The organism is Streptomyces sp. NPDC017943 (genome assembly GCF_044328425.1).
Lineage (GTDB): Bacteria > Actinomycetota > Actinomycetes > Streptomycetales > Streptomycetaceae > Streptomyces > Streptomyces djakartensis_A.
Window position 1 is genome coordinate 760,486 of the sequence record NZ_JBIRHH010000002.1, and the last position, 20,052, is coordinate 780,537.

Genomic DNA, 20,052 nt, shown 5'->3' on the forward strand with positions numbered 1-20,052 from the left:
GCCCTGGCCGGCAGTCCCGCCGCACGAGCGATCAGCGGGCCACCGCCGTGCGGTAACCCCGTTCGTTCGCCAGCAGGTTGCGGTGGGTGTCCTCCGCCGTGACGACCCCTCCGTCCAGGACCAGCACCCGGTCCGCCGCGTCGAGGAATGCCGGGCTGCTGGTGATGACGATCGTCGTGCGGCCCCTGCGCAGCTCGGACACGTTGCGGGCGATGAGCTGCTCCGTGACCGCGTCCACCGCCGTCGTCGGGTCGTGCAGCACCAGGATCTCCGTGTCGGCGGCCAGCGCGCGGGCCAGGGACAGCCGTTGGCGCTGGCCGCCGGAGAGGTTGGCGCCCCGGTCGCGGACGGGGTGGTCGAGGCCCTCGGGGTGCAGGGCGACGACGTCGGTGAGCAGCGACGCCTCGACGGCCTCGGCCACCGTGCCGCTCGACCCCGTGGGGTCGATGTTGGTGCGCAGGGTGCCGGCGAAGATCTCGCCGTCGTACGGGTTCACCAGCAGGTGCGCGCGGACGGCCTCGACGGACAGCTCCGCCAGGTCCTGCCCGCCGATGCGGACCGTCCCCTCGTAGGCGGCGGGCGGGACGGCGACCGCCAGTACGGCGGCGAGATCCGCCGCGGCGCGCGGCTGGTAGGGGGCGACGGCGACGAACTCGCCCGCCTTCACCTTGACGGTGAGGCCGTCGAGCGTGCCGTGGCGGACGCCGTCGATCTCCAGGCCACCGCCCGGGGCGGGGCGGCCGGTGCCGGGGGTCATGACCGGCGGCGCCGCCAGGACCAGGGCCATGCGCTCCGCCGACGCCCGGGCGAGCATCACGTACTTGGGCATCTCCGAGAACAGTTTCAGCGGCTCCATGATGAACTGCGCGAGGCCGACGGCCATGACGAGTTCCCCGATGGTGATGCGCCCCTCGAAGGCGAGCAGACCCGCCAGCAGGGTGACGGCTCCGGCGAGGACCGCGTTGAGGGCGAGCGCGGTGCCCGCGTAGACGCCGTTCACCCGGGCGACGGTGATCGACTGCCGGCGCGCCTCGGTGCTGACCTCGCGGTAGGACCGGAACGCGGCGTGGTTGCCGCCGAAGCCGTGCAGCGGGCGCAGGCCCGTGATCAGGTCGGCGACCTTGGCCCCGGCCCGGGCCACGCGTGCCTGCTGCTCCTGGGTGCTGGAGCCGATCCGCCGGGACATCACGCTGAGCACCGACAGGATCGCCACGGTGCCCGCGATCACGAGCAGTCCGAGCCGCGGGTCGGCCAGCCCCAGCGCGACCGCGGCGACGAGCACCGCGACGAGCGAGCTGACCAGCAACGGCACCACCTCGATGATGTCGGCGGTCTGGTCGGCGTCCTCGGTGGCGATGGTCAGCACCTCGCCCGACTTGAGGTCGACGTCCCGTGCCACCGGCTGCAGTCCGCAGCCGGCGACCTGCACCCGCCAGCGGTGCGCCTCGGTCGTGTTGGCCTTCTGAAGAATCCGCATGCCGAACCGCCACGACAACGACACCGTCGTGATGATCACGGCCAGGGCGCCGATCGACAGGGCGAGCGCGCCGAGGCCGCGATCGCCGCGCAGGGCGTGCTCGACGATCAGGCCCAGCGCGATGGGGAAGGCCGTCTCACCGGCCTGGTAGAGGCCCATGAGCAGGGTGCCCCAGGCCATCGCGCCGAGGTTGCGGCGCAGGGCGGTGCGGAGGATGGCGGCCCCCTGGCGGGGCCGCTGTGCGTCAGTGGTCATCGAGGTGGCGGGCAATCGCTTCCGGGGTGCGCAGGGTGAACAGGTCACGGATGGTGATCACGGGACCGTACTCGCGGCGGAGCAGCCCGGCCAGCCGCACCGCCAGCATGGAGTGTCCGCCGAGGGACACGAAGTCGCTCACCGCGCTCACCTCGTCGTCGTCCAGGTCCAGTGCCTCGGCGAACATCTCGCACACCGTGGTCTCGGTCTCCGTCAGCGGGCCCCGCTCCCCTGCCGTGGTCAGGGCGCCCAGCGGCCGGGCCTCGGGAAGCGCCTTGGTGTCGGCCTTCCCGTTCACCGTCAGCGGGAGGGCGTCGACCCGCGCGTAGTGCGTGGGGCGCAGGAAGTCCGGCAGGGCGGCACCGACCTCGGTGGCGACGTCCGCCAGCTCCGCCCCGTCCAGCACCAGGTAGGCGGCCAGCCGGTGGGCGCCGTCGACCTGCGGGTCGGGCTGGGCGACGGCCGCCACGAACCGCACCGCCGGGTGCGCCGCGAACGCGGCCTCGACCTCCCCCGGTTCGACCCGGTGGCCGCGGATCTTGACCTGCTGGTCGGTGCGGCCGAGGTAGGCCAGGTGGCCGTCGGGCCGGCGCACGACCAGGTCGCCGGTGCGGTACATGCGCTCCCCGGGTGCCGCGAAGGGGCAGGCGACGAAGCGGTGCGCGGTCTGGCCGGGCTGCCCGAGGTAGCCGCGCGCGATGCCCACGCCCGACACGTACAGCTCGCCGGGCACCCCGTCGGGCAGGGGCCGCAGCCACGGGTCGAGGACGTACACGTCGGTGTTGTCGATGGCGACGCCCACCACGGGGTCCGCGCACTCGAAGGTGCCGACCCCGAGGGTGTTGATGGTGTACTCGGTGGGTCCGTACAGGTTGTAGCCGACCGTGCCCTCGGTCCGGGCCAGGCGCTGCCACAGCGCCGGGGTGACGGCCTCACCGCCGAGCAGGACCAGCGCCGGCCGCCTCGCGGGGTCGTCCAGCAGTCCCTCGGCGAGGAGTTGCTGCGCGTAGGTCGGGGTGACGTTGACGACGTCGATGCCGTGCTCCAGGCAGTAGGCGACCAGCCGTGGGGCGTCGCGGCGCAACTCCTCGTCGCAGATGTGCACTTCGTGTCCGTCGGCCAGCCACAGCAGCTCTTCCCAGGACATGTCGAAGGCGAACGACACGGTGTGCGCGATGCGCAGGACCCGGTGGCCGTGGCGGGCCAGCACCGGCTCGAAGATGCGGCGCTGATGGTTGATCAGCATGTTGGTCAGGCCGGCGTACTCGGTGACGACGCCCTTGGGCCTGCCGGTCGAGCCGGAGGTGTAGATGGTGTAGGCGGGATGGCGCAGCCGGCCGGGGTCGTGCGGGTCGAACGTCGTGTACGGCGCGGCCTCGTCGAGCGGCCGGTCGAGTGCGATGAGGTCGCCGGTGAGCCGGTGCGCGACCGCGCTCACGGTGAGGGTCACCTCGGGCCGGGCGTCGTCCATGACGGCGGCGATCCGCTCGTCCGGGTGGTCCAGTTCCAGTGGGACGTAGGCGGCGCCGGTGCGCAGGACCGCGAACAGCGCCACGATGGAGTCGAGGGAGCGCGGGATCGCGAGCCCGACGGTGGTCTCGGGGCCGATGCCGCGCGCGACGAGCACTCCGGCGATCCGGCGGCTGCGGTCCCGGAGTTCGGCGAAGGTCAGTGTCGCGCCGTGGGCGACGAGGGCCACCCGTCCGGGGGTCCGGTCGGCGGCCCGGTCGAACCGGTCGACGACGGTGTCGGTGCCGATGGCGGTGCGCTCCCCCGCGCCCGGAACCGGTGCGAGGCCCGGCAGGGCGCCGACCGGGCCGGTCGCGCGGGACAGGTGCTCCAGGACGCCCAGGTAGTCGTCGAGGAGGCGGCGGGCGCCGGCCGTGTCGCCGTCGCGGTACTCCAGCTTGACGGTGAGCCGGTCGCCGGGGGTGACCACCCAGGTGAACGGGTAGTGGGTGGAGTCGTCGGCCCGCACCGAGGTGATGCCGTGCCGGGCGTTCATCTCGGCGAACGCGTCCATGTCCAGGAAGTTCTGGAGCACGAACAGGTTGTCGAACAGGGTGTCGTGCCCGCCGGCCCGCTGGATCTCGCCGAGCCCGAGGTGCTCGTGCTCCATCGCCTCGACCCGGGCCGCCTGCACGGCCGTCAGGTACGCGCGGACCGAGTCGTCCGGGCGGGCCCGGGTCCACGTCGGCACGGTGTTGAGCAGCACCCCGACGACGCCGGACAGTCCCTCGCCCTCGCGGCCGGAGACCGTGACACCGAACACCGCGTCGCCGCGGCCGGTGCGTGCCCCGAGCAGCAGGCCGAACGCGCCGGTCAGCACCGCGTTGAGGGTGACGCCGTGGGTCCTGGCCGCCTCCCGGACCAGGTCGGACCGCTCGGCGGACAGGGTGTGCACGAGGGCCTTCGGCAGGTCGTCGGGGAAGGAGGGCGCGGGTCCGGCCAGCAGGGTCGGGCCGGGCAGGCCGGCGAGGTGGTCCGTCCAGAAGCGCTCGGCCGGGCCGGGGTCCCGGGCGGCGAGCGCCCGGGCGTACTCCTCGAAGCCCGGGACGGCCGGTGCCGGGTCGAGGGGCTCGCCGGCGAGGACGGCGCGGTAGGCGTCGAAGAGGTCCCGCAGGACGATCTCGCGGGACCAGCCGTCCCACAGGATCAGGTGGTAGCTCAGGAGCAGCCCGTCGCGGTCGCCCGGCAGCCGCACCACGGTCATGCGCATCAGCGGCGGCTCGCCCGGGTCGAACCCGGTGGCGCGGTCCCGGGCGCGCAGCTCGTCGGCCTCCGCCTGGGAGGCGAGCTCGACCGTGCGGACGCCGACGCGCCGGCCGGCCCGCAGGACCTGGACCGGATTGCCGTCGTCGTCGGTGGTGAACCCGGCGCCCACCACCGGGTGCCGTGCCATCACGTACGCCATCGCCTCGGCCAGCGCGCCGGCGTCCAGGCGCCGGTCGAAGGTGAACCAGTTCTGGGCGACGTAGTGGCCGGCCGGGCCGCCCAGCTGGGCCTGGAAGTACAGGCCGCGCTGGAGCGGGGTGACCGGCGCCGTGCGCTCGGCGGTCACGGCGGCTTCCGTGACGTGGTGCAGGGCGTCGCGCCAGTACTCGGTGATCTCGTCCGGCACTCCGTCGGCCAGGACGAACTCGGCCAGCAGGCTGCCGGTGGCGTCGTCGGTCCAGGCGTTCACCTCGACGGCGTACGGGCTGGGCTGCTGCCCCGCGCTCAGGTGCAGGGCACGGGACTCGCCGCCCCGGCCGAGGTAGTTGAACAGGACCTGCGGGCGGCCGGTGAGCAGGGGCGCGGTCTGCGGGTCGAGGTACCTCAGCTGCCCGTAGGCGAGGTGCCCGGACTCGTCCGGCTGGCGCGCGGCGAGTTCGCGGGCCGCGGCGACGGGGTCGGTGTGCGGGGTGAGCCGGACCGGCGCGATGGCGGTGAACCAGCCGACGGTGCGGGTGTAGTCGTGGTGCGGGAGCACCGGGACCCGGCCGTGCCGCTCCAGGTCGACGGCGAGGTCGGTGGGCTCGGGCTGGACGCGGGTGAGGGCGGTGCGCAGGGCCCCGCAGAGCAGTTCGGTGAGGCCGACGCCGAGCGCGGCGGGGGCGGTGCGGGTGAGCCGGTCGCTCACGTCGGGGGCGACGACGACGGTCGTCTCGCGCAACGGCCCGCCGCAGGGCAGCGGTCGCGGTGCCCGCAGGGTGTTCACCCAGTGGTCCAGGCTGTCGGCGCCGGTGGCCGACCGGAGGGTGAGGGCCTCGGCGTACTCGGCGTAGGACGTCGTCGGCGGGGCGAGGGACGCGCCGCTGAGGGCCGCCGTGAGGTCGTCGAGCAGGATCAGCCAGGAGACCGCGTCGACGGCGAGGTGGTGCACGGTCACGACCAGGGTCCTGCTCGCCTCCAGCCAGGCGAAGGCGATCAGGTCGCCGGTCGTGGGGTCGAGCCGTCCGGCGGCCTCGTCGGCGACGGCCGTCGCGTCGGTGGTGTCCGGCCGTGCGACGGTGATCTCGCGCGCGGGCTCGGTGCGCAGGGTCCACACGCCGTGTGCGGTGCCGAGGCGCAGCCGGAGGGCCGGGTGCGCGGCGAGGACGGCCCGTGCGGCCCGTACGGCGTCGGCGTGGGTGGCGCCTGCGGGCGCCGGGAGGGCGCGGGCCTGGGCGAAGCGGGCCAGGGGGCCGCCGAGTTCGCGCCGGCGGAGGATGATCGGGGTGGGGGGCAGCGGTCCGTCCTCGCGGTGGGCCCTCTCGGGCGCGGGGGTGGCGGCCGTGCCGCTGCGCAGGTGTCCGGCCAGGGCGCGGGGTGTCTTGAGCAGGAAGACGTCGCGAGGGGTGAGGGGCAGGCCCTGCGCCCGGGCCCGGTTCACGACCGTGATGGCGACGATGCTGTCGCCTCCGGCGCGGAAGAAGTCGGTGTCCGCGGTCATGTCCGCTCCGGGCAGCGCCCGGGCGAAGACGTCCACCAGCGCGGTGACGGCCGCGTGTTGGTCCGCGGCCGTTTCCGGGTCCGCCGCCTGGTTCCCGTCGGTCTCGAGGGGGCGTTCGGTCAGGGCGCGCCGGTCGAGCTTGCCGTTGACCGTCAGCGGCAGGGCCTCGATCGGGAGCACCCGGCGCGGGACCATGTGGGCGGGCAGCCTCTCCGCCAGCCGGTCCTCCAGGTCGGCGGGAGCGTCGCCCACCACGTGCGCCACCAGGTGGTCACCGGTGTCCGACACCGTCACGGCCGCGTCCCGCACGCCGTCCAGGTCCCTGAGCGCGGCCTCGACCTCGCCCGGCTCGATGCGGAACCCGTTCAGTTGTACCTGGTCGTCGGCGCGGCCGACGAACCGCAGTTCGCCGTCGAGGGTGCGGACGGCGAGGTCGCCCGCGTGGTACATGCGCGAGCCGTCGGCCGCGAACGGGTCGGCGACGAACCGTCCGGCGGTGAGCCCGGGCCTGCCCAGGTAGCCGAGGGACAACTGGTCGCCGGCGACGTAGATCGCGCCCACCCGGCCGGGCGGGACGGGCCGGAGCCGTTCGTCGAGGAGGTGGGTGACCAGGCCGGGGATCGGGCCGCCGATCGGGCTCGTGCCCGCCTCGCCGGTGAGGTCCTCCTCGCGCAGCACCCGGTGGGTGACGTGGACGGTGGTCTCGGTGATGCCGTACATGTTGACCAGCTCCGGCGCGGCCGTGCCGTGCCGTTCGACCCAGTCGCGCAGCCGGCCCGGGTCCAGGGCCTCGCCGCCGAAGATCACCCGGCGCAGCGCGGGCAGCGGTTCGCCGGCGGCCCGGTCGGCCTCGATGAACCGGTGGAAGGCGGACGGCGTCTGGTTCAGCACGGTGACGCCTCGTTCGCGCACCAGCCGGTGGAAGTCGACCGGTGAGCGGGTCAGCGCGTGGTCGGGGACCAGCAGTTCACCGCCGTGGGCCAGTGCGCCCCACAGCTCCCAGACGGCGAAGTCGAAGGAGAAGGAGTGGAACTGCACCCAGACGTCGTCCGGGCCGAAGCCCATGTCCGGTTGGGTGCGGGCCAGCAGCGTCACCACGCTGGAGTGCGGGACGACGACGCCCTTGGGCCGGCCGGTCGAACCGGACGTGTAGATCACGTACGCGGGGTCGCGCCAGTCGGGCCCGGGCCCCGGCCGGGCGGGGGCGGCCGGTGGTGTCTCACCCGGCACGAGGACGTGGGCCGGCACGTCGGCCCGGCTCACCAGGGCCGTGAGACGGTCGTGGTGCTCGCGGTCGACGAGGACGACCTGCGGGGCCGCGTCGGCGAGGACGTACTCCAGCCGCTCGTCGGGGTAGGCCACGTCCAGAGGTACGTAGGCGCCGCCGGCGCGGACGATCGCGACGAGGGCGACGACCTGTTCGACCGACCGCGGGACGGCGACGGCCACCCGTGTGCCCGGTCCTACCCCGGCGGCGCGCAGGACGGACGCCAACTCGTCCCTGAGGCGTGCGAGTTCGCCGTAGGTGACGGATCGCGTGGTGCCGTCGAGGCCGCACTGGGTGACGGCGGTCGCGGCCGGGTCACGGCGGGCGGCCGCGTCGAAAAGGGCGTCCAGGGTGGCGGGGGCGACCGGGGCGGGCCGTCGGCCGCCGTCCCGTGCCAGGTCGGCGGCCGGGGTGCCGGGGCGGGTGAGCAGACCGGTGAGGGTCCGGGTGAAGGTGTGCAGCAGCGTCCGGGCCGTGGCCCGGTGCAGGAACGCGCCGTCGTGGACCAGGTTGAAGCGGGGGCGGCCGTCGGGGGCGCGTTCGACCACGAGGGTCAACGGGTAGTGCGGGGCGCCCTCGTTGACGATGCCGGTGACCCTCAGTGTGTCGCCGGGGCGCCCCAGGGCGGTCGGGTCGGTGGCCACGTCGAACACCACCAGCGTGTCGAAGAGGGGCCCGGTGCCGGCCCGGCGGCCGATGCGGGCCAGGGAGACGTGCTGGTGCGGCCGGACGCGGGTCTGGTGGTCGCGGACCGCGGTGAGCAGGTCGGCCGCCGTGGTGTCCGCTGTCCAGCGGACCCGCACGGGGACGGTGTTGATGAACAGGCCCACCATGTCCTGGATGCCGGGCACGTCGGCGTCGCGGCCGGAGACCGTGGAGCCGAACACCACGTCGTCGCGCTGGAGGACGCCGCCCAGGGTGAGGGCCCAGGCGGCGTGCACGGCCACGCTCAGCGGGACGCCGGCCTCGCGCGCGGCGGTGTCGAGGTCGTCCTGGGGGTGCACCACGGCGTCGGTGAACCGGTCGGACGGGGTGTGGCCCTCGGCGACGAGGCAGGGACCGGGCAGTCCGGCCAGTTCCCCGTGCCAGACCCGGTCGCTCTCCTCGGTGTCCCGGCCGGCGAGCCAGTGCAGGTAGTCGGTGAAGCCGCCGGCCGGGTGGACCGTGCCCGGTGCGTGGTACTCGGCGAGCAGCGCGCGGAGCATCGGCGGGACCGACCAGCCGTCGGCGATGATGTGGTGGACGGTCTGCACCAGCACGTCGCGGCCCGCTCCGGCCCGGATCAGGGTGGAGCGCATCAACGGGCCGGTGGCGAGGTCGAAGCCGGCCCGGCGGTCGCGCTCGGCGAGGTCGCGTATCTCCTCGTCGGTGATGCCGGGGCGGTCGAGCGTGGTGAAGGGTGCCGGCACGCCGTCCTCCAGCACGGACACCACGCGGCCGTCGGCCAGGGCCGTGAAGCGGGCGGCCAGGTTGGGGAAGAGGGTGAGCAGCCGGGTCGCCGCCGCGGCGAGCCGGTCCGTGTCCATCTCGCCGTCCAGGGTGAGCAGTTGCTGCTCCACGTAGGCCCCGGCGGAGTCGTCGTCGAAGACGGAGTGGAAGTACAGGCCCTCCTGGAGCGGGGTGAGCGGCAGGACGTCCCGCAGGGCCGGCCCGTCCAGGGCGTCCACGTCGGCCTGGGTGAGCGGCACCAGGGGGAAGTCGCCGGGGGTGTGCCCGCCCCGGTCGAGGGCGGCCAGTGCCTCCAGTGCCGTGCGGAAGTAGCCGGCGAGGGCGGTGATGTCCGCGTCGGTGAACATGCCGTCGGGCCAGGAGACGGTCGTGACCAGTTCGTACGCGCCGCGGGCGGCGGGTTCGGCGATGGCGTTGAACTCCAGGGCGCGCGGCAGACGCATGCCCGGGTCGCGCTTCTCGCCCAGTTGTCCGGTGGTGCCCGCGAGTTGCCAGTCACCGGGGGCGCCGGCGGCGAAACGGCCGAGGTAGTTGAAGAGGACCTGCGGCGCGGGTGCGTCGAACTCCACGTCGGCGAGGTAGCGCAGGGCGCCGTAGGAGACGCCGTGGTCGGGCACCCGGGCGAGGTCCTCCTTGACCGCCTTGAGGGCGACGGTCAGGTAGCCGGGATCGGTGGGGTCGGCCGCCGGGCCGGGGTCGACGGTGACCGGGCAGAGGGTGGTGAACCAGCCGACGGTCCGCGACAGGTCCGGCTCGAACCCGGCCGGGCCGGCGACGCACTGCGGTTCGCGGCCGTGGCCCTCCAGCTCGATGTACGCGAATGTCTGGTCCTGGCCCAGGTCGCGGCGCCACCGGGCGAGGGCGACGGCGAGGGCGGTGAGCAGCACGGCGTCGACCCCGGTGTGGAACTTCGCGGGGATCTCGCCCAGCAGCGCGGCGGTGGCCTCGGGGCCGACCGAGACGGTGTGCAGGCGTTCGCGTGCGACGGTGTCCGTCGCGGCCAGGGGGCGCCGGCCCAGCGGCAGGTCCTCCCCCGGCAGCGGGCGGCGGTGGTACGAGCTGTCGGCGTCGAACGCGGCGCGTTCCAGCAGCTGGGTCCAGCGCCGGAACGAGGTGCCCTCCGGGGCCGGTTCGACGGGGGCTCCCGCACCGTACCGGCGCCACGCGGTGGCCAGGTCCTCCATCAGTACGCGCCAGGACACCCCGTCGATCACCACGTGGTGGGCGACGAGCACGAGTTGGCGTGCCGCGCGGCGCAGGACGGCGCTCAGCATGACACCGCCCTCGGGGTCCACGCCCTCGGTGGCGAGGGCGACGCAGGCGTCGAGCGGCAGGTCGCTCTCGCGCCACCGGGCCCGGCCCCGGCCGGCCTCGGGGATGTCGAAGCCCCAGCGCTCCCCGCGCACCAGGCGGGCGCGCAGCATGGGGTGCGTGTCGAGGAGGGCGGTGAGCAGCGTGCCGAGGACGTCCGCGGTGAGCTCGGCGGGGGTGTTCAGCACGACCGACTGGACGAACCCGTCGACGGCGTCGGTGGTCTCGCCGAGCCACTGCACGATGGGCGAGCCGACGACCGTGCCGGTGGCGACGTCGGCGTGGTCCACGGTCCGCACGGCCTCCCGGCTCGCGACCGCCGCGAGCGCGCCCGCCGTGGGGTGCGCGAAGATCTGCCGTGCCGTGACGTGCAGCCCCCGCTCCCGCAGCGCGCTCAGCAGGGAGATGGCGAGGATGCTGTCGCCGCCGAGCTGGAAGAAGTCCTGGTCGACGCCGGCCTCGTCGAGCCGCAGCACCTCCGCGACGGCGTCGCACACGGCGCGTTCGTCGTCGGTGACGGGCCGCACGAGACAGGGCGCGCCGACGGCGGGCTCGGGCAGGGCGTTGCGGTCGAGCTTGCCGTTGGCGGTGAGCGGGAACTCCGCCAGGACGACGACGTGGGCGGGCACCATGTACGCGACCATGTGCGCGGTGGCCCACGCCTTGACGTCCTCCGCCCGCAGGTCCTCGCTCCCCGCGGCCGGGATGACGTAGCCGACGAGGTACGTGCCGCCCGCCGCGTTCTGCTTCGCGACGACGCAGGTGTGCCGTACGGCGGGGTGTTCCGCGAGGCCGATCTCGACGTCCTCGATCTCCAGCCGCATGCCGCGGATCTTGATCTGGTTGTCGGCGCGGCCGAGGAAGTCCAGGGAGCCGTCCGGGGCGAAGCGGGCGAGGTCGCCGGTGCGGTAGAGGCGGGAGCCGTCGGCCGCGAAGGGGTTGGCGACGAACCGGGAGGCCGTCAGGCCGGGGGCGCCGACGTAGCCGCGGCCGAGGAGGAACCCGCCGACGTACAGTTCGCCGCCGACGCCGACCGGGACGGGGCGCAGCTCCTCGTCCAGGACGTACAGCTGGGTGTTGGGGTTGGCGCGGCCGATGGAGGTCGACAGGCGTTCGGCGGCGCCGCGGTAGACGACGTGGGAGACGCCGATGGTCGTCTCGGCCGGGCCGTACCCGTGGTACATGGGGATGTCGAGCTTGGTGCGGAACCGTTCGTACAGCTCGGGGGTGAGCACCTCGCCGCCGCACCACACGTGCCGCAGGCTGTCCAGGCTCCCGGAGTCGCCGGCCATCTCCAGCAGCACGTCCAGCATGGACGACACCAGGTACGTGAAGGTGACGCGCTGCTCGGCGATGACGCCCAGCAGATGCTGCGGGTCCCGTTCGCCGCCGGGCCGCAGGACGACGAGCCGGCCGCCCGAGACCAGGGGCAGGAGGATCTCGTTGACGGAGATGTCGAACGACAGCGGCGCCTTGAACAGCGAGGCGTCGTCATGGCCGAAGCCCAGGATCTCGTTCACCTGCCACAGCAGGCGTTCGCTGATGGCCTCGTGCCGGATCATGGCGCCCTTGGGCCGCCCGGTCGAACCGGACGTGAAGATGACGTAGGCCAGGGCGTCACCGGGGACGGTGACGCCGGTGCCGTCCTCGGGGTACGCCTCGTAGCGCCAGTCGCCGAGGTCGACGGCGACGGCGTCCGGTTCGGCCGGGTCGTGCTCGCCGGAGGCGTTGAGCTGGAGGACGACCCGGGCGTCCTCGACGACGACGGCCCGGCGCGCCGCGGGCCACTGCGGATCGAGCGGGACGAAGGCGCACCCGGCCTGGAGGACGGCGAGCAGGCCGATCACCATGTCGGCGGAGCGGTCGAGGGAGATGCCGACAACCTGTTCGGGCCGCAGCCCGCGCTCCACGAGGAGGTGGGCCAACTGCGCCGACAGCGCCGCGGCCTGACGGTAGGTCAGTGAGCGGTGTTCGTCGACGACGGCGACCGCGTCCGGTCTGGCCAGCGCCTGGGCCCGGAACATCTCGACGACGCAGGGGCGGTCCCGGTCGGCCCGGTTGTCGTTCCACTCGGCCAGGGTGGCGAGCCGGGCGGCCACGCTGGACGGGCCGACGGATCCCAGAGGCCGGTCGGGGAAGTCGGCCAGGTCGTCCAGGGCGAGCTGGGCGTCGGCGGTGTCGACGCCGTCGGGCAGGGTGATGCCGAGACCGTCGGCCGAGACGTGCCAACCGCCGGTCGTGGCACCGCCGTTGGCGGTCCAGCCGAGGACGTCGGCGAAGAGGGTGCCGGGCGTGAGGTCGAGGCCCTCCGGACTGCGGCCGGTCGCCCAGTAGGCCAGGGAGATCGCGCAGGCCTCGGCGATGGTCCGGTCCGGGTGGTCGCCGATCCGGGGGCGGACACCGGCCAGTGCCGGGGTGGAAAGACGTACGAGACGAGCGCCCGACTGCTTCATGCGTGACTACCCTCTCTCCAGGCCCGCCACAGCCGTGCGTACCGGCCGCCCTGAGCCACCAGTTCCTCGTGCGTGCCCTGCTCCACGACGCGTCCCGCCTCCAGCACGGCGATCCGGTCGGCGGCCATGGCCTGGGAGAGCCGGTGCGCCACGAACAGCGTGGTCCGGCCCTCGCACGCGGCCCGTACGGCCCGTTCCAGCTCCGCGGCTCCCTCGCTGCCGGCCTCCGCGGTCGACTCGTCGAGCACCACCACCGGGGCCCGGCCCAGCACCAGCCGGGCCAGGGCGATCTGGGCGACCTTCGTGACGTCCAGCCGCTCACCGCCCTCGCCGACCGGCGTGCACAGCCCCTCGGGCAGGGCGTCGGCCCACTCGCCGGCCCCCACGGTGCGCAGGGCGGCGCGCAGTTCGGCGTCGCTCGCGCCGGGCGCGGACAGCCGCAGGTCGTCGGCGAGCGGGCCGGAGAAGACGTGGGTCTCCTGGGTGAGGATGCTGACCAGGGCCCGTGCCCCCGCCTCGTCGAGATCGGCGAGGTCCCTGGTGCCGATGCGCACCGTGCCGGCCTCCGGGGTGCCGATGCCGGCGATCAGCGCGGCCAGGGTCGTCTTGCCCGCACCGGTCGCGCCCACCAGCGCGAGCGAACTCCCGGCCGGGATGGACAGGTCGACGTCCCGCAGCACCGGTTCGGCGGCGCCCGGGTAGCGGAATGTCAGACCCCGCACCGTCACCGCGTACGCCCCGGGCTCCGCGGCGGTGACGGACGCGTCGCCGACCAGCCGCTCCCCGGACGACTCCCCGAGCACCCCGACCAGGCGGGTCAGGCTCGCGCCCGACTTCTGCGCCTCGTCGAAGGTGAACATGATGGCGCCCAGCGGGGTGAACAGCCGGTGGAACAGCAGCGGAGCCGCCGCCACCTCGCCGAGGGTGGCGGCGTCCGCCTCCAGCAGGGCGTAGCCGACCAGGAGGATCAGGACCAGCCCGATGAACTCGGCGCGGTTCTCGCGGCCGACGAACCGGCCGAAGAAGCGGAACACCTCGACGCCGAGGTCGCGCACCCGCCACGACTCGTCGGTGACCTTCTGGCGGAAGGCACCTTCCAGGCGGTACGCCCGGACGGTGTCGATGCCGTTCAGGCCGCTGATGAACGCCTGCGCGCGGTCGGCCTGAGCCGTCCGCTGCCGGCGGTACAGGGGCGCGGACCGGGGCAGGTACCAGCGCAGGGCGAGCGCGTAGGCGGGCAGCGCGCCCGCGCCGGCGAGGCCGAGGCGCCAGTCGAGCCCGAACATGCCGAGGGTGGCGACGACCACCAGCACCCCCGCCGAGAACACGGTGGGGACGGCGGTGCGGATCCCCTTGGAGATGACGGCCACGTCGTCGCCGACCCGGGAGAGCACATCGCCCCGGCCGACCTGTTCGACGCGGGCGCTCGGCATGCCGAGGACCGCGCGGACGGCGCCTTCGCGCAGGCGCGCGAGGAGGTCGGCGCCCAGCCGGCCGATGAGGTAGGTCGACACCGCGGTGGCCGCGGCGCCGAGCAGCGCGGCGACGCCGATCAGGACGCCCACGGTGACCAGGACCGACCGGTCCTCGCCCCCGACGACCCCGTCGACCACGCGGCCGAGCAGCAGCACCGGCAGGACCTGGAGGGCCGCCCCCGCGATCGTGGTGAGCACAGTCGCGGCGGTCAGCCAGGGCGTCTCGCGGCAGTGTGCGGCGACCCAGCGGCCGGCTTCCCGGCCGGTCGTGGTGCGCAGGGCCGATGGGGCGGCGCGCGTGTCGGTGGCGCTCACTCCTGCCCGACCGGGTCGACGGGTCCGGCGACCGCGTACGGCACCGCCGACGACCCTCGCCGGAGCCGTCCGGCCTTTGTTCGGTGCAGGAGCATCGACGTCCCTTTGCTCTCGTGTCCGGTACGCCGCGCCCTCGGTTCGAGGGCGGGCGGCACCCTGGCGTGAAGTGAGGCAAGCCTAAGTCGCTCGGGCGGGGTGGCCCGTCTGCGCCGCCCGTCAGCGGGCGGTGCTGCCCGTGCCGTCGGTGAGGGTCCGCATCGGGCCGGCTTCGGATCCGGGCCCGCGGCCCAGGAGGGAGTCGAGGATCTCGCCCACCCTGACGGCCGTGTTGGACAGCAGGGAGGAGGTGATGCCGTGCGTGTGCTCCGTGCCACCCTGGAGGTAGATGCCGCACCGCAGGGCGGGATCGGTGGCGATGCGGTAGTCCCGCTCGACGCGGACCCGTCCCTCGTCGTCGCGCAGGCAGCGGTCGGCGACCTCGCCGAGGAGGCCGGTGGGGTCGGCCGGGGCGTAACCGGTGGCCAGGACCACGACGTCCGCGTCGAGGTCGGTCTCCTCCCCGCTGACCAGGGACTGCACCGTGCACCGGACCCCGGAGGGCGACTCCTTGACGCCGGTGAGCCGGGAGACGTTGAGGAAGCGCAGCCGTTCGGCTCCGAGCACCTTCTCCTGGTACGCCTGCCGGTAGAGGTCGTCGATGAGGTCGATGTCCACCACGGAGTAGTTGGTGTTGCCGTGGTAGTCCATCAGGCGGCGTTTGACGTCCTCCGGGGCCGCGAAGTACTCGTCGACCGCCTGCGGGTCGAAGATGCGGTTGGCGAAGGCGCTGTCGTCGGCGGGGCTGTAGCCGTAGCGCGAGAACACCGCGCAGACCTCGGCGCCGGGGAAGCGGCGGTGCAGGTAGGCGACGTTCTCGGCGGCGCTCTGCCCGGCGCCGACGACGACGAAGCGTGTGGGTGAAGTGCCCGCCAACTCGTCTACCTTGGCGAGCAGTTCGGAGTTGTGCCAGACGCGGTCGCCGCGCTCGACGCCGTCCGGCAGCAGGGGGCGCAGCCCGGTGCCGATGACGAGGTTGCGGGCCCGGTGGACCTCCAGGCCGCCGCCGGAGCGGACGGTCACCTCCAGGTGCTCCACGACGCCGTCCCGGCCGACGGGCGCGACCCCGACGACCTCGTGGCCGTAGGAGACCATGTCGTCGACCCGGGACGCCGCCCACTCGAAGTAGTCGTGGAACTCCACGCGCAGCGGGAACAGGTTCTTGTGGTTGATGAAGTCGATCAGCCGGCCCCGGCTCTGCAGGTAGCACAGGAAGCTGTACTCGCTGGCCGGGTTGCGCAGCGTCACCAGGTCCTTGAGGAAGGAGACCTGCATGGTGGCGTCGTCGATGAGCATGCCGCGGTGCCAGCCGAAGCGGGGCTGCTGCTCGAAGAAGCGAGCGGTGACCGCCTCCTGCCCGCCGACGTGTGCGTTGTGCTCGCGGAGTGCGATAGCCATGGCCACGTTGGACGGGCCGAAGCCGATTCCGATGAGGTCGTGGACCGGTGGTGCGTCATCAGGAGGAACCTGCGACATGTCACTCCCATCGTGCGGGGCAGCCGCGTGTCGGGTGGGGAGGGAACGGGAGACGGGCATGCCGGTTGGAGACCGGCACCCCTCGTAAAACTTAGGTGAGCCTAAGCTAAACCGTCAGGACGTGTCGACAGGACAAAACAGACAGCCCGTCACCTGACGCTTCGCCAACTCCTGGCACCGGAGGCCCCGTTGTGAACTAAGGCAAGCCTTGCTTTACTTGCCTCGGCCATCGCCCTGCACCTGAGGAGGAACCCCATGCGGGTCGTCATGTTCGGTTACCAGACCTGGGGCCACCGCACCCTGCAAGCCCTCCTGGAGTCCGAGCACGACGTCGTGCTGGTCGTCACCCACCCCAAGAGCGAGCACGCCTACGAGAAGATCTGGAGCGACTCCGTCGCCGACCTCGCCGAGGAACACGGCGTCCCGGTGCTCATCCGCAACCGCCCCGACGACGAGGAGCTGTTCGCCCGCCTGAAGGCGGCCGATCCGGACGTCATCGTGGCCAACAACTGGCGTACGTGGATCCCGCCGCGCATCTTCGCCCTGCCGCGCCACGGCACGTTGAACGTGCACGACTCGCTGCTGCCGAAGTACGCCGGCTTCTCGCCCCTGATCTGGGCCCTGATCAACGGCGAGTCCGAAGTGGGCGTCACCGCGCACATGATGAACGACGAACTGGACGCGGGTGACATCGTCCGGCAGGAAGCCGTGCCGGTCGGCCCGGCGGACACGGCGACGGACCTGTTCCACAAGACGGTCGACCTCATCGCCCCGGTCACCATCGGCGCCCTCGCCCTGATCGCCTCCGGGCGGACGGAGTTCACCCCGCAGGACCGCTCGCAGGCGTCCTTCTTCCACAAGCGCTCCGACGAGGACGGCCGCATCGACTGGTCCTGGCCCGCGGAGGACCTGGAGCGTCTGGTGCGCGCCCAGTCCGAGCCGTACCCGAGCGCCTACACCTTCCACCGGGGCCGGCGCCTGGACGTCCTGGCCTCGTTCGTGTCCGAGGGCCGCTACGGCGGCACCCCCGGCCGCATCTTCTACCGCGAGGGCGACGGCGTGGTGATCGTCGCCGGGGCCGACGCCCGCACCGGGCGCAACCACGGCCTGGCCCTCACCCGGGTGCGCACCGCGGACGGCCGGGAACTGCCCGCGGCCGAGTACTTCACCTCCATGGGCGGCTACCTCACCGACCGCCCCTGACCCGCCCGGCCGGACGGCCCCGCCGCTCAGGCCCGCCAGGCGTACCGGCGTTCGGGCCGTCCGGTGGCTCCGTAGCGCAGCGTCACGTCCGCGCTCGCGATGCTGTGGAAGTACTCCAGGTAGCGGCGGGCGCTCACCCGGGAGAGGCCGGTGAGGGCCGCGCACTCGGTGGCGGACAGGGAGCCGTCCGCGTCGCGCAGGGCGCGCTCCACCAGCCCGGCGGTCTCCACGCTCATGCCCTTGGGCAGGGTGGGGGCCGGTGCCGGTGCGAACGCGCCGGCCAGGACGCGGTCCACGTCCGCCTGGCCCCGGACGACCGTGCTCAGCAGCCTGCCCCGCTGGGTGGCGTAGCGCTCCAGGCGGGAGCGCAGGTCCGTGAACCCGAAGGGTTTCAGCAGGTAGTCCACCACTCCCCGGCGCACCGCGCCGCGCACCGTCTCCGCCTCCTGCGCCGCGCTGATGACCATGACGTCGCAGTCGTGCCCGGCGGTGCGCAGCCGGGGGATGACGTCGAGACCGAACAGGTCGGGCAGGTACAGATCGAGCAGGACGAGGTCGGGGCGCAGCGCCCCGACGGCCTCGATGGCCTGGCCGCCGCTGTGGGCCTCGCCGACGACGCGGAACGGCTCGACGCGTTCGACGTACCGGCGGTGGACCCGGGCCACCATGAAGTCGTCGTCGACCACGAGCACGTCGATGGTCCCCGGCTTGTCGCCGTCCGCGCCCATGGCGCCGCTCCTTTTCGCCTCCGTGCCGGTGAGGTGGCCGACGGCCGTGCGTCCGGTGCAGGCGGCGCCGTTGCCGAGTCGTCCCATCATGACGCCCACCAGCGGAAATCGGAAGTGAGGTGTCAGGAGGCCCGGCAGGGCCGGGGGCCTAGACGACGGCGGGCTGTTCCGGGTCCTGCGCGGGGGCGGGGCGCGCGCCTTCGAACTGGGTGCGGTACAGCTCGGCGTACCGCCCCTGCGCGGCGAGCAGTTCCTCGTGGGTGCCCTGCTCCACGATCCGCCCGGCCTCGACGACGAGGATCCGGTCGGCGGAGCGGACCGTGGACAGGCGGTGGGCGATCACGACCGCCGTTCGGCCGGCGAGGGCCTCGGCGAGGGCCTCCTGCACGGCGGCCTCGGAGGTGTTGTCGAGGTGGGCGGTGGCCTCGTCCAGGATGACGACGCGCTGGCGGGCCAGCAGCAGCCGGGCGATGGTCATGCGCTGCCGCTCCCCGCCGGACAGGCGGTATCCGCGCTCTCCCACGACGGTGTCCAGTCCGTCGGGCAGGGACCGCACGAGCTCCTCCAGCCGGGCCCGGCGCAGGGCGTCCCACAGCTCGTCCTCGCCGGCCCCGGGCCGGGCCAGCAGGAGGTTGGCGCGGACGGTGTCGTGGAAGAGGTGCCCGTCCTGGGTGACCATGCCCACGGTCTCGCGCAGGGACCGCGTCGACAGGTCCCGGACGTCGACGCCGCCGATGCGCACCGCTCCCCCGTCGGCGTCGTACAGGCGCGGCAGCAGCTGGGCGATGGTGGACTTGCCGGCGCCGGAGGACCCCACGAGCGCCACGGTCCGGCCGGCCTCCGCACGGAACGAGACACCGCGCAGCACCTGTTCGCCGCCCCGCTCGTCCAGGGCGGCGACCTCCTCGAGGGAGGCCAGGGAGACCTTGCCGGCGGCCGGGTAGCCGAAGCGCACGTCGTCGAACTCGACCGCCACGGGCCCCTCGGGCACCGGACGGGCGCCGGGCCGGTCCTCGATGAGCGGCTTCAGGTCGAGCACCTCGAAGACCCGCTCGAAGCTGACCAGGGCGCTCATCACCTCGACCCGTGCCCCGGCGAGCGCGGTCAGCGGTGCGTACAGCCGCGTCAGCAGCAGCGCCAGCGCGACGACCGCACCGGGCTCCAGGGTGCCGCGCAGGGCCAGGTAGCCGCCGAGGCCGTAGACCAGGGCCAGGGCGAGGGCGGAGACGAGGGTGAGGGCGGTGATGAACGCCGCCTGGGCCGTGGCCGTGCGCACCCCGACGTCCGCCACCAGGCGGGCGCGTTCGGCGAACTCCCGGGACTCCTCCTCGGGCCGTCCGAAGAGCTTGACGAGGGTGGCGCCGGGTGCGGAGAACCGCTCGGTCATGCGGGTCCCCATCGCCGCGTTCAGCGTGGCCGCCTCCCGCTGCATCCGGGCCATACGGCTGCCCATGCGGCGTGCCGGAAGCACGAACACCGGCAGCAGCACCAGCGCGAGCAGGGTGATCTGCCAGGAGAGGGTCAGCATCACGGCCAGCGTGAGCAGGAGGGTGACGAGGTTGCTGACCACTCCGGACAGGGTGTTGCTGAACGCGCGCTGGGCGCCGATGACGTCGTTGTTGAGACGGGAGACCAGGGCGCCCGTACGAGTGCGTGTGAAGAACGCCACCGGCATGCGCTGCACGTGGTCGAAGACGGCCGTGCGCAGATCCAGGATGAGGTGCTCCCCGAGCGTCGCCGAGAGCCTGCGCCCGAGGACGCCCAGCACCGCCTCGGCGACCGCGATCACCGCGATGAGCAGGGCCAGGCGTACGACGGCCGCCTCGTCGCCGTCCGACACGATGGTGTCCACGACACTGCCGGCCAGCACCGGCGTGGCCACCGCGAGCAGCGCGGTGCCCACGCCCAGCAGGACGAACAGGACGATCCGGCGCCGGTGCGGACGGGCGAAGGCGCCGACGCGGCGCAGTGTCGCCAGGGCGAAGGGGCGGCGCTCCTGCTGGGCGTTCATGACGCTGTACAGCTGCGTCCACGCCGTGGTCTCCATGCTCATGGGTGGGAACGTAGGACCTCAAGCGGCGTTGAGGTCAAGGAGCTCGCGCAACAGCCCCGACATCCCGCACAATCGGCCCG

Annotated in this window: 7 protein-coding genes; 1 reads left to right on the forward strand and 6 read right to left on the reverse strand. The window is 73.7% G+C overall.

Annotation, left to right across the window (positions count from 1 at the left end):
- Nucleotides 1-31 precede the first annotated feature (31 nt).
- The 4 genes from ACH4C6_RS08425 to ACH4C6_RS08440 all read right to left on the reverse strand — a co-directional run bounded on the left by ACH4C6_RS08425 (nucleotide 32) and on the right by ACH4C6_RS08440 (nucleotide 15,988).
- A complete protein-coding gene (locus tag ACH4C6_RS08425) occupies nucleotides 32-1,732 on the reverse strand; it encodes an ABC transporter ATP-binding protein (RefSeq protein ID WP_398107738.1) in 1,701 nt (566 codons plus the stop codon).
- Nucleotides 1,722-12,626 carry an amino acid adenylation domain-containing protein gene (locus tag ACH4C6_RS08430; RefSeq protein ID WP_398107739.1) on the reverse strand — a complete coding sequence of 3,635 codons (10,905 nt, stop codon included), beginning with the start codon at nucleotides 12,624-12,626 and terminating at the stop codon, nucleotides 1,722-1,724. Before ACH4C6_RS08430 ends, ACH4C6_RS08425 begins: the two co-directional genes overlap by 11 nt.
- Nucleotides 12,623-14,416, reverse strand: a complete 1,794-nt coding sequence (locus tag ACH4C6_RS08435) for an ABC transporter ATP-binding protein (protein ID WP_398107740.1) — start codon at nucleotides 14,414-14,416, stop codon at nucleotides 12,623-12,625. Before ACH4C6_RS08435 ends, ACH4C6_RS08430 begins: the two co-directional genes overlap by 4 nt.
- Before the next feature lie 216 nt (nucleotides 14,417-14,632).
- Nucleotides 14,633-15,988 (reverse strand): lysine N(6)-hydroxylase/L-ornithine N(5)-oxygenase family protein, encoded by a 1,356-nt coding sequence (locus ACH4C6_RS08440; RefSeq protein WP_398107741.1) that lies wholly within the window; start codon nucleotides 15,986-15,988, stop codon nucleotides 14,633-14,635.
- A gap of 255 nt (nucleotides 15,989-16,243) precedes the next feature.
- Between ACH4C6_RS08440 and ACH4C6_RS08445 the strand changes: the two genes are divergently transcribed.
- Nucleotides 16,244-17,191 carry a methionyl-tRNA formyltransferase gene (locus tag ACH4C6_RS08445; RefSeq protein WP_398107742.1) on the forward strand — a complete coding sequence of 316 codons (948 nt, stop codon included), beginning with the start codon at nucleotides 16,244-16,246 and terminating at the stop codon, nucleotides 17,189-17,191.
- A 26-nt stretch (nucleotides 17,192-17,217) separates the two neighbouring features.
- Here ACH4C6_RS08445 and ACH4C6_RS08450 read toward each other — a convergent pair whose 3' ends face one another.
- Both ACH4C6_RS08450 and ACH4C6_RS08455 read right to left on the reverse strand, forming a co-directional pair.
- On the reverse strand, nucleotides 17,218-17,919 hold the full coding sequence (locus ACH4C6_RS08450; RefSeq protein ID WP_398107939.1) for a response regulator: 702 nt from the start codon (nucleotides 17,917-17,919) through the stop codon (nucleotides 17,218-17,220).
- A gap of 148 nt (nucleotides 17,920-18,067) precedes the next feature.
- On the reverse strand, nucleotides 18,068-19,966 hold the full coding sequence (locus ACH4C6_RS08455) for an ABC transporter ATP-binding protein (protein ID WP_398107940.1): 1,899 nt from the start codon (nucleotides 19,964-19,966) through the stop codon (nucleotides 18,068-18,070).
- Nucleotides 19,967-20,052 lie beyond the last annotated feature (86 nt).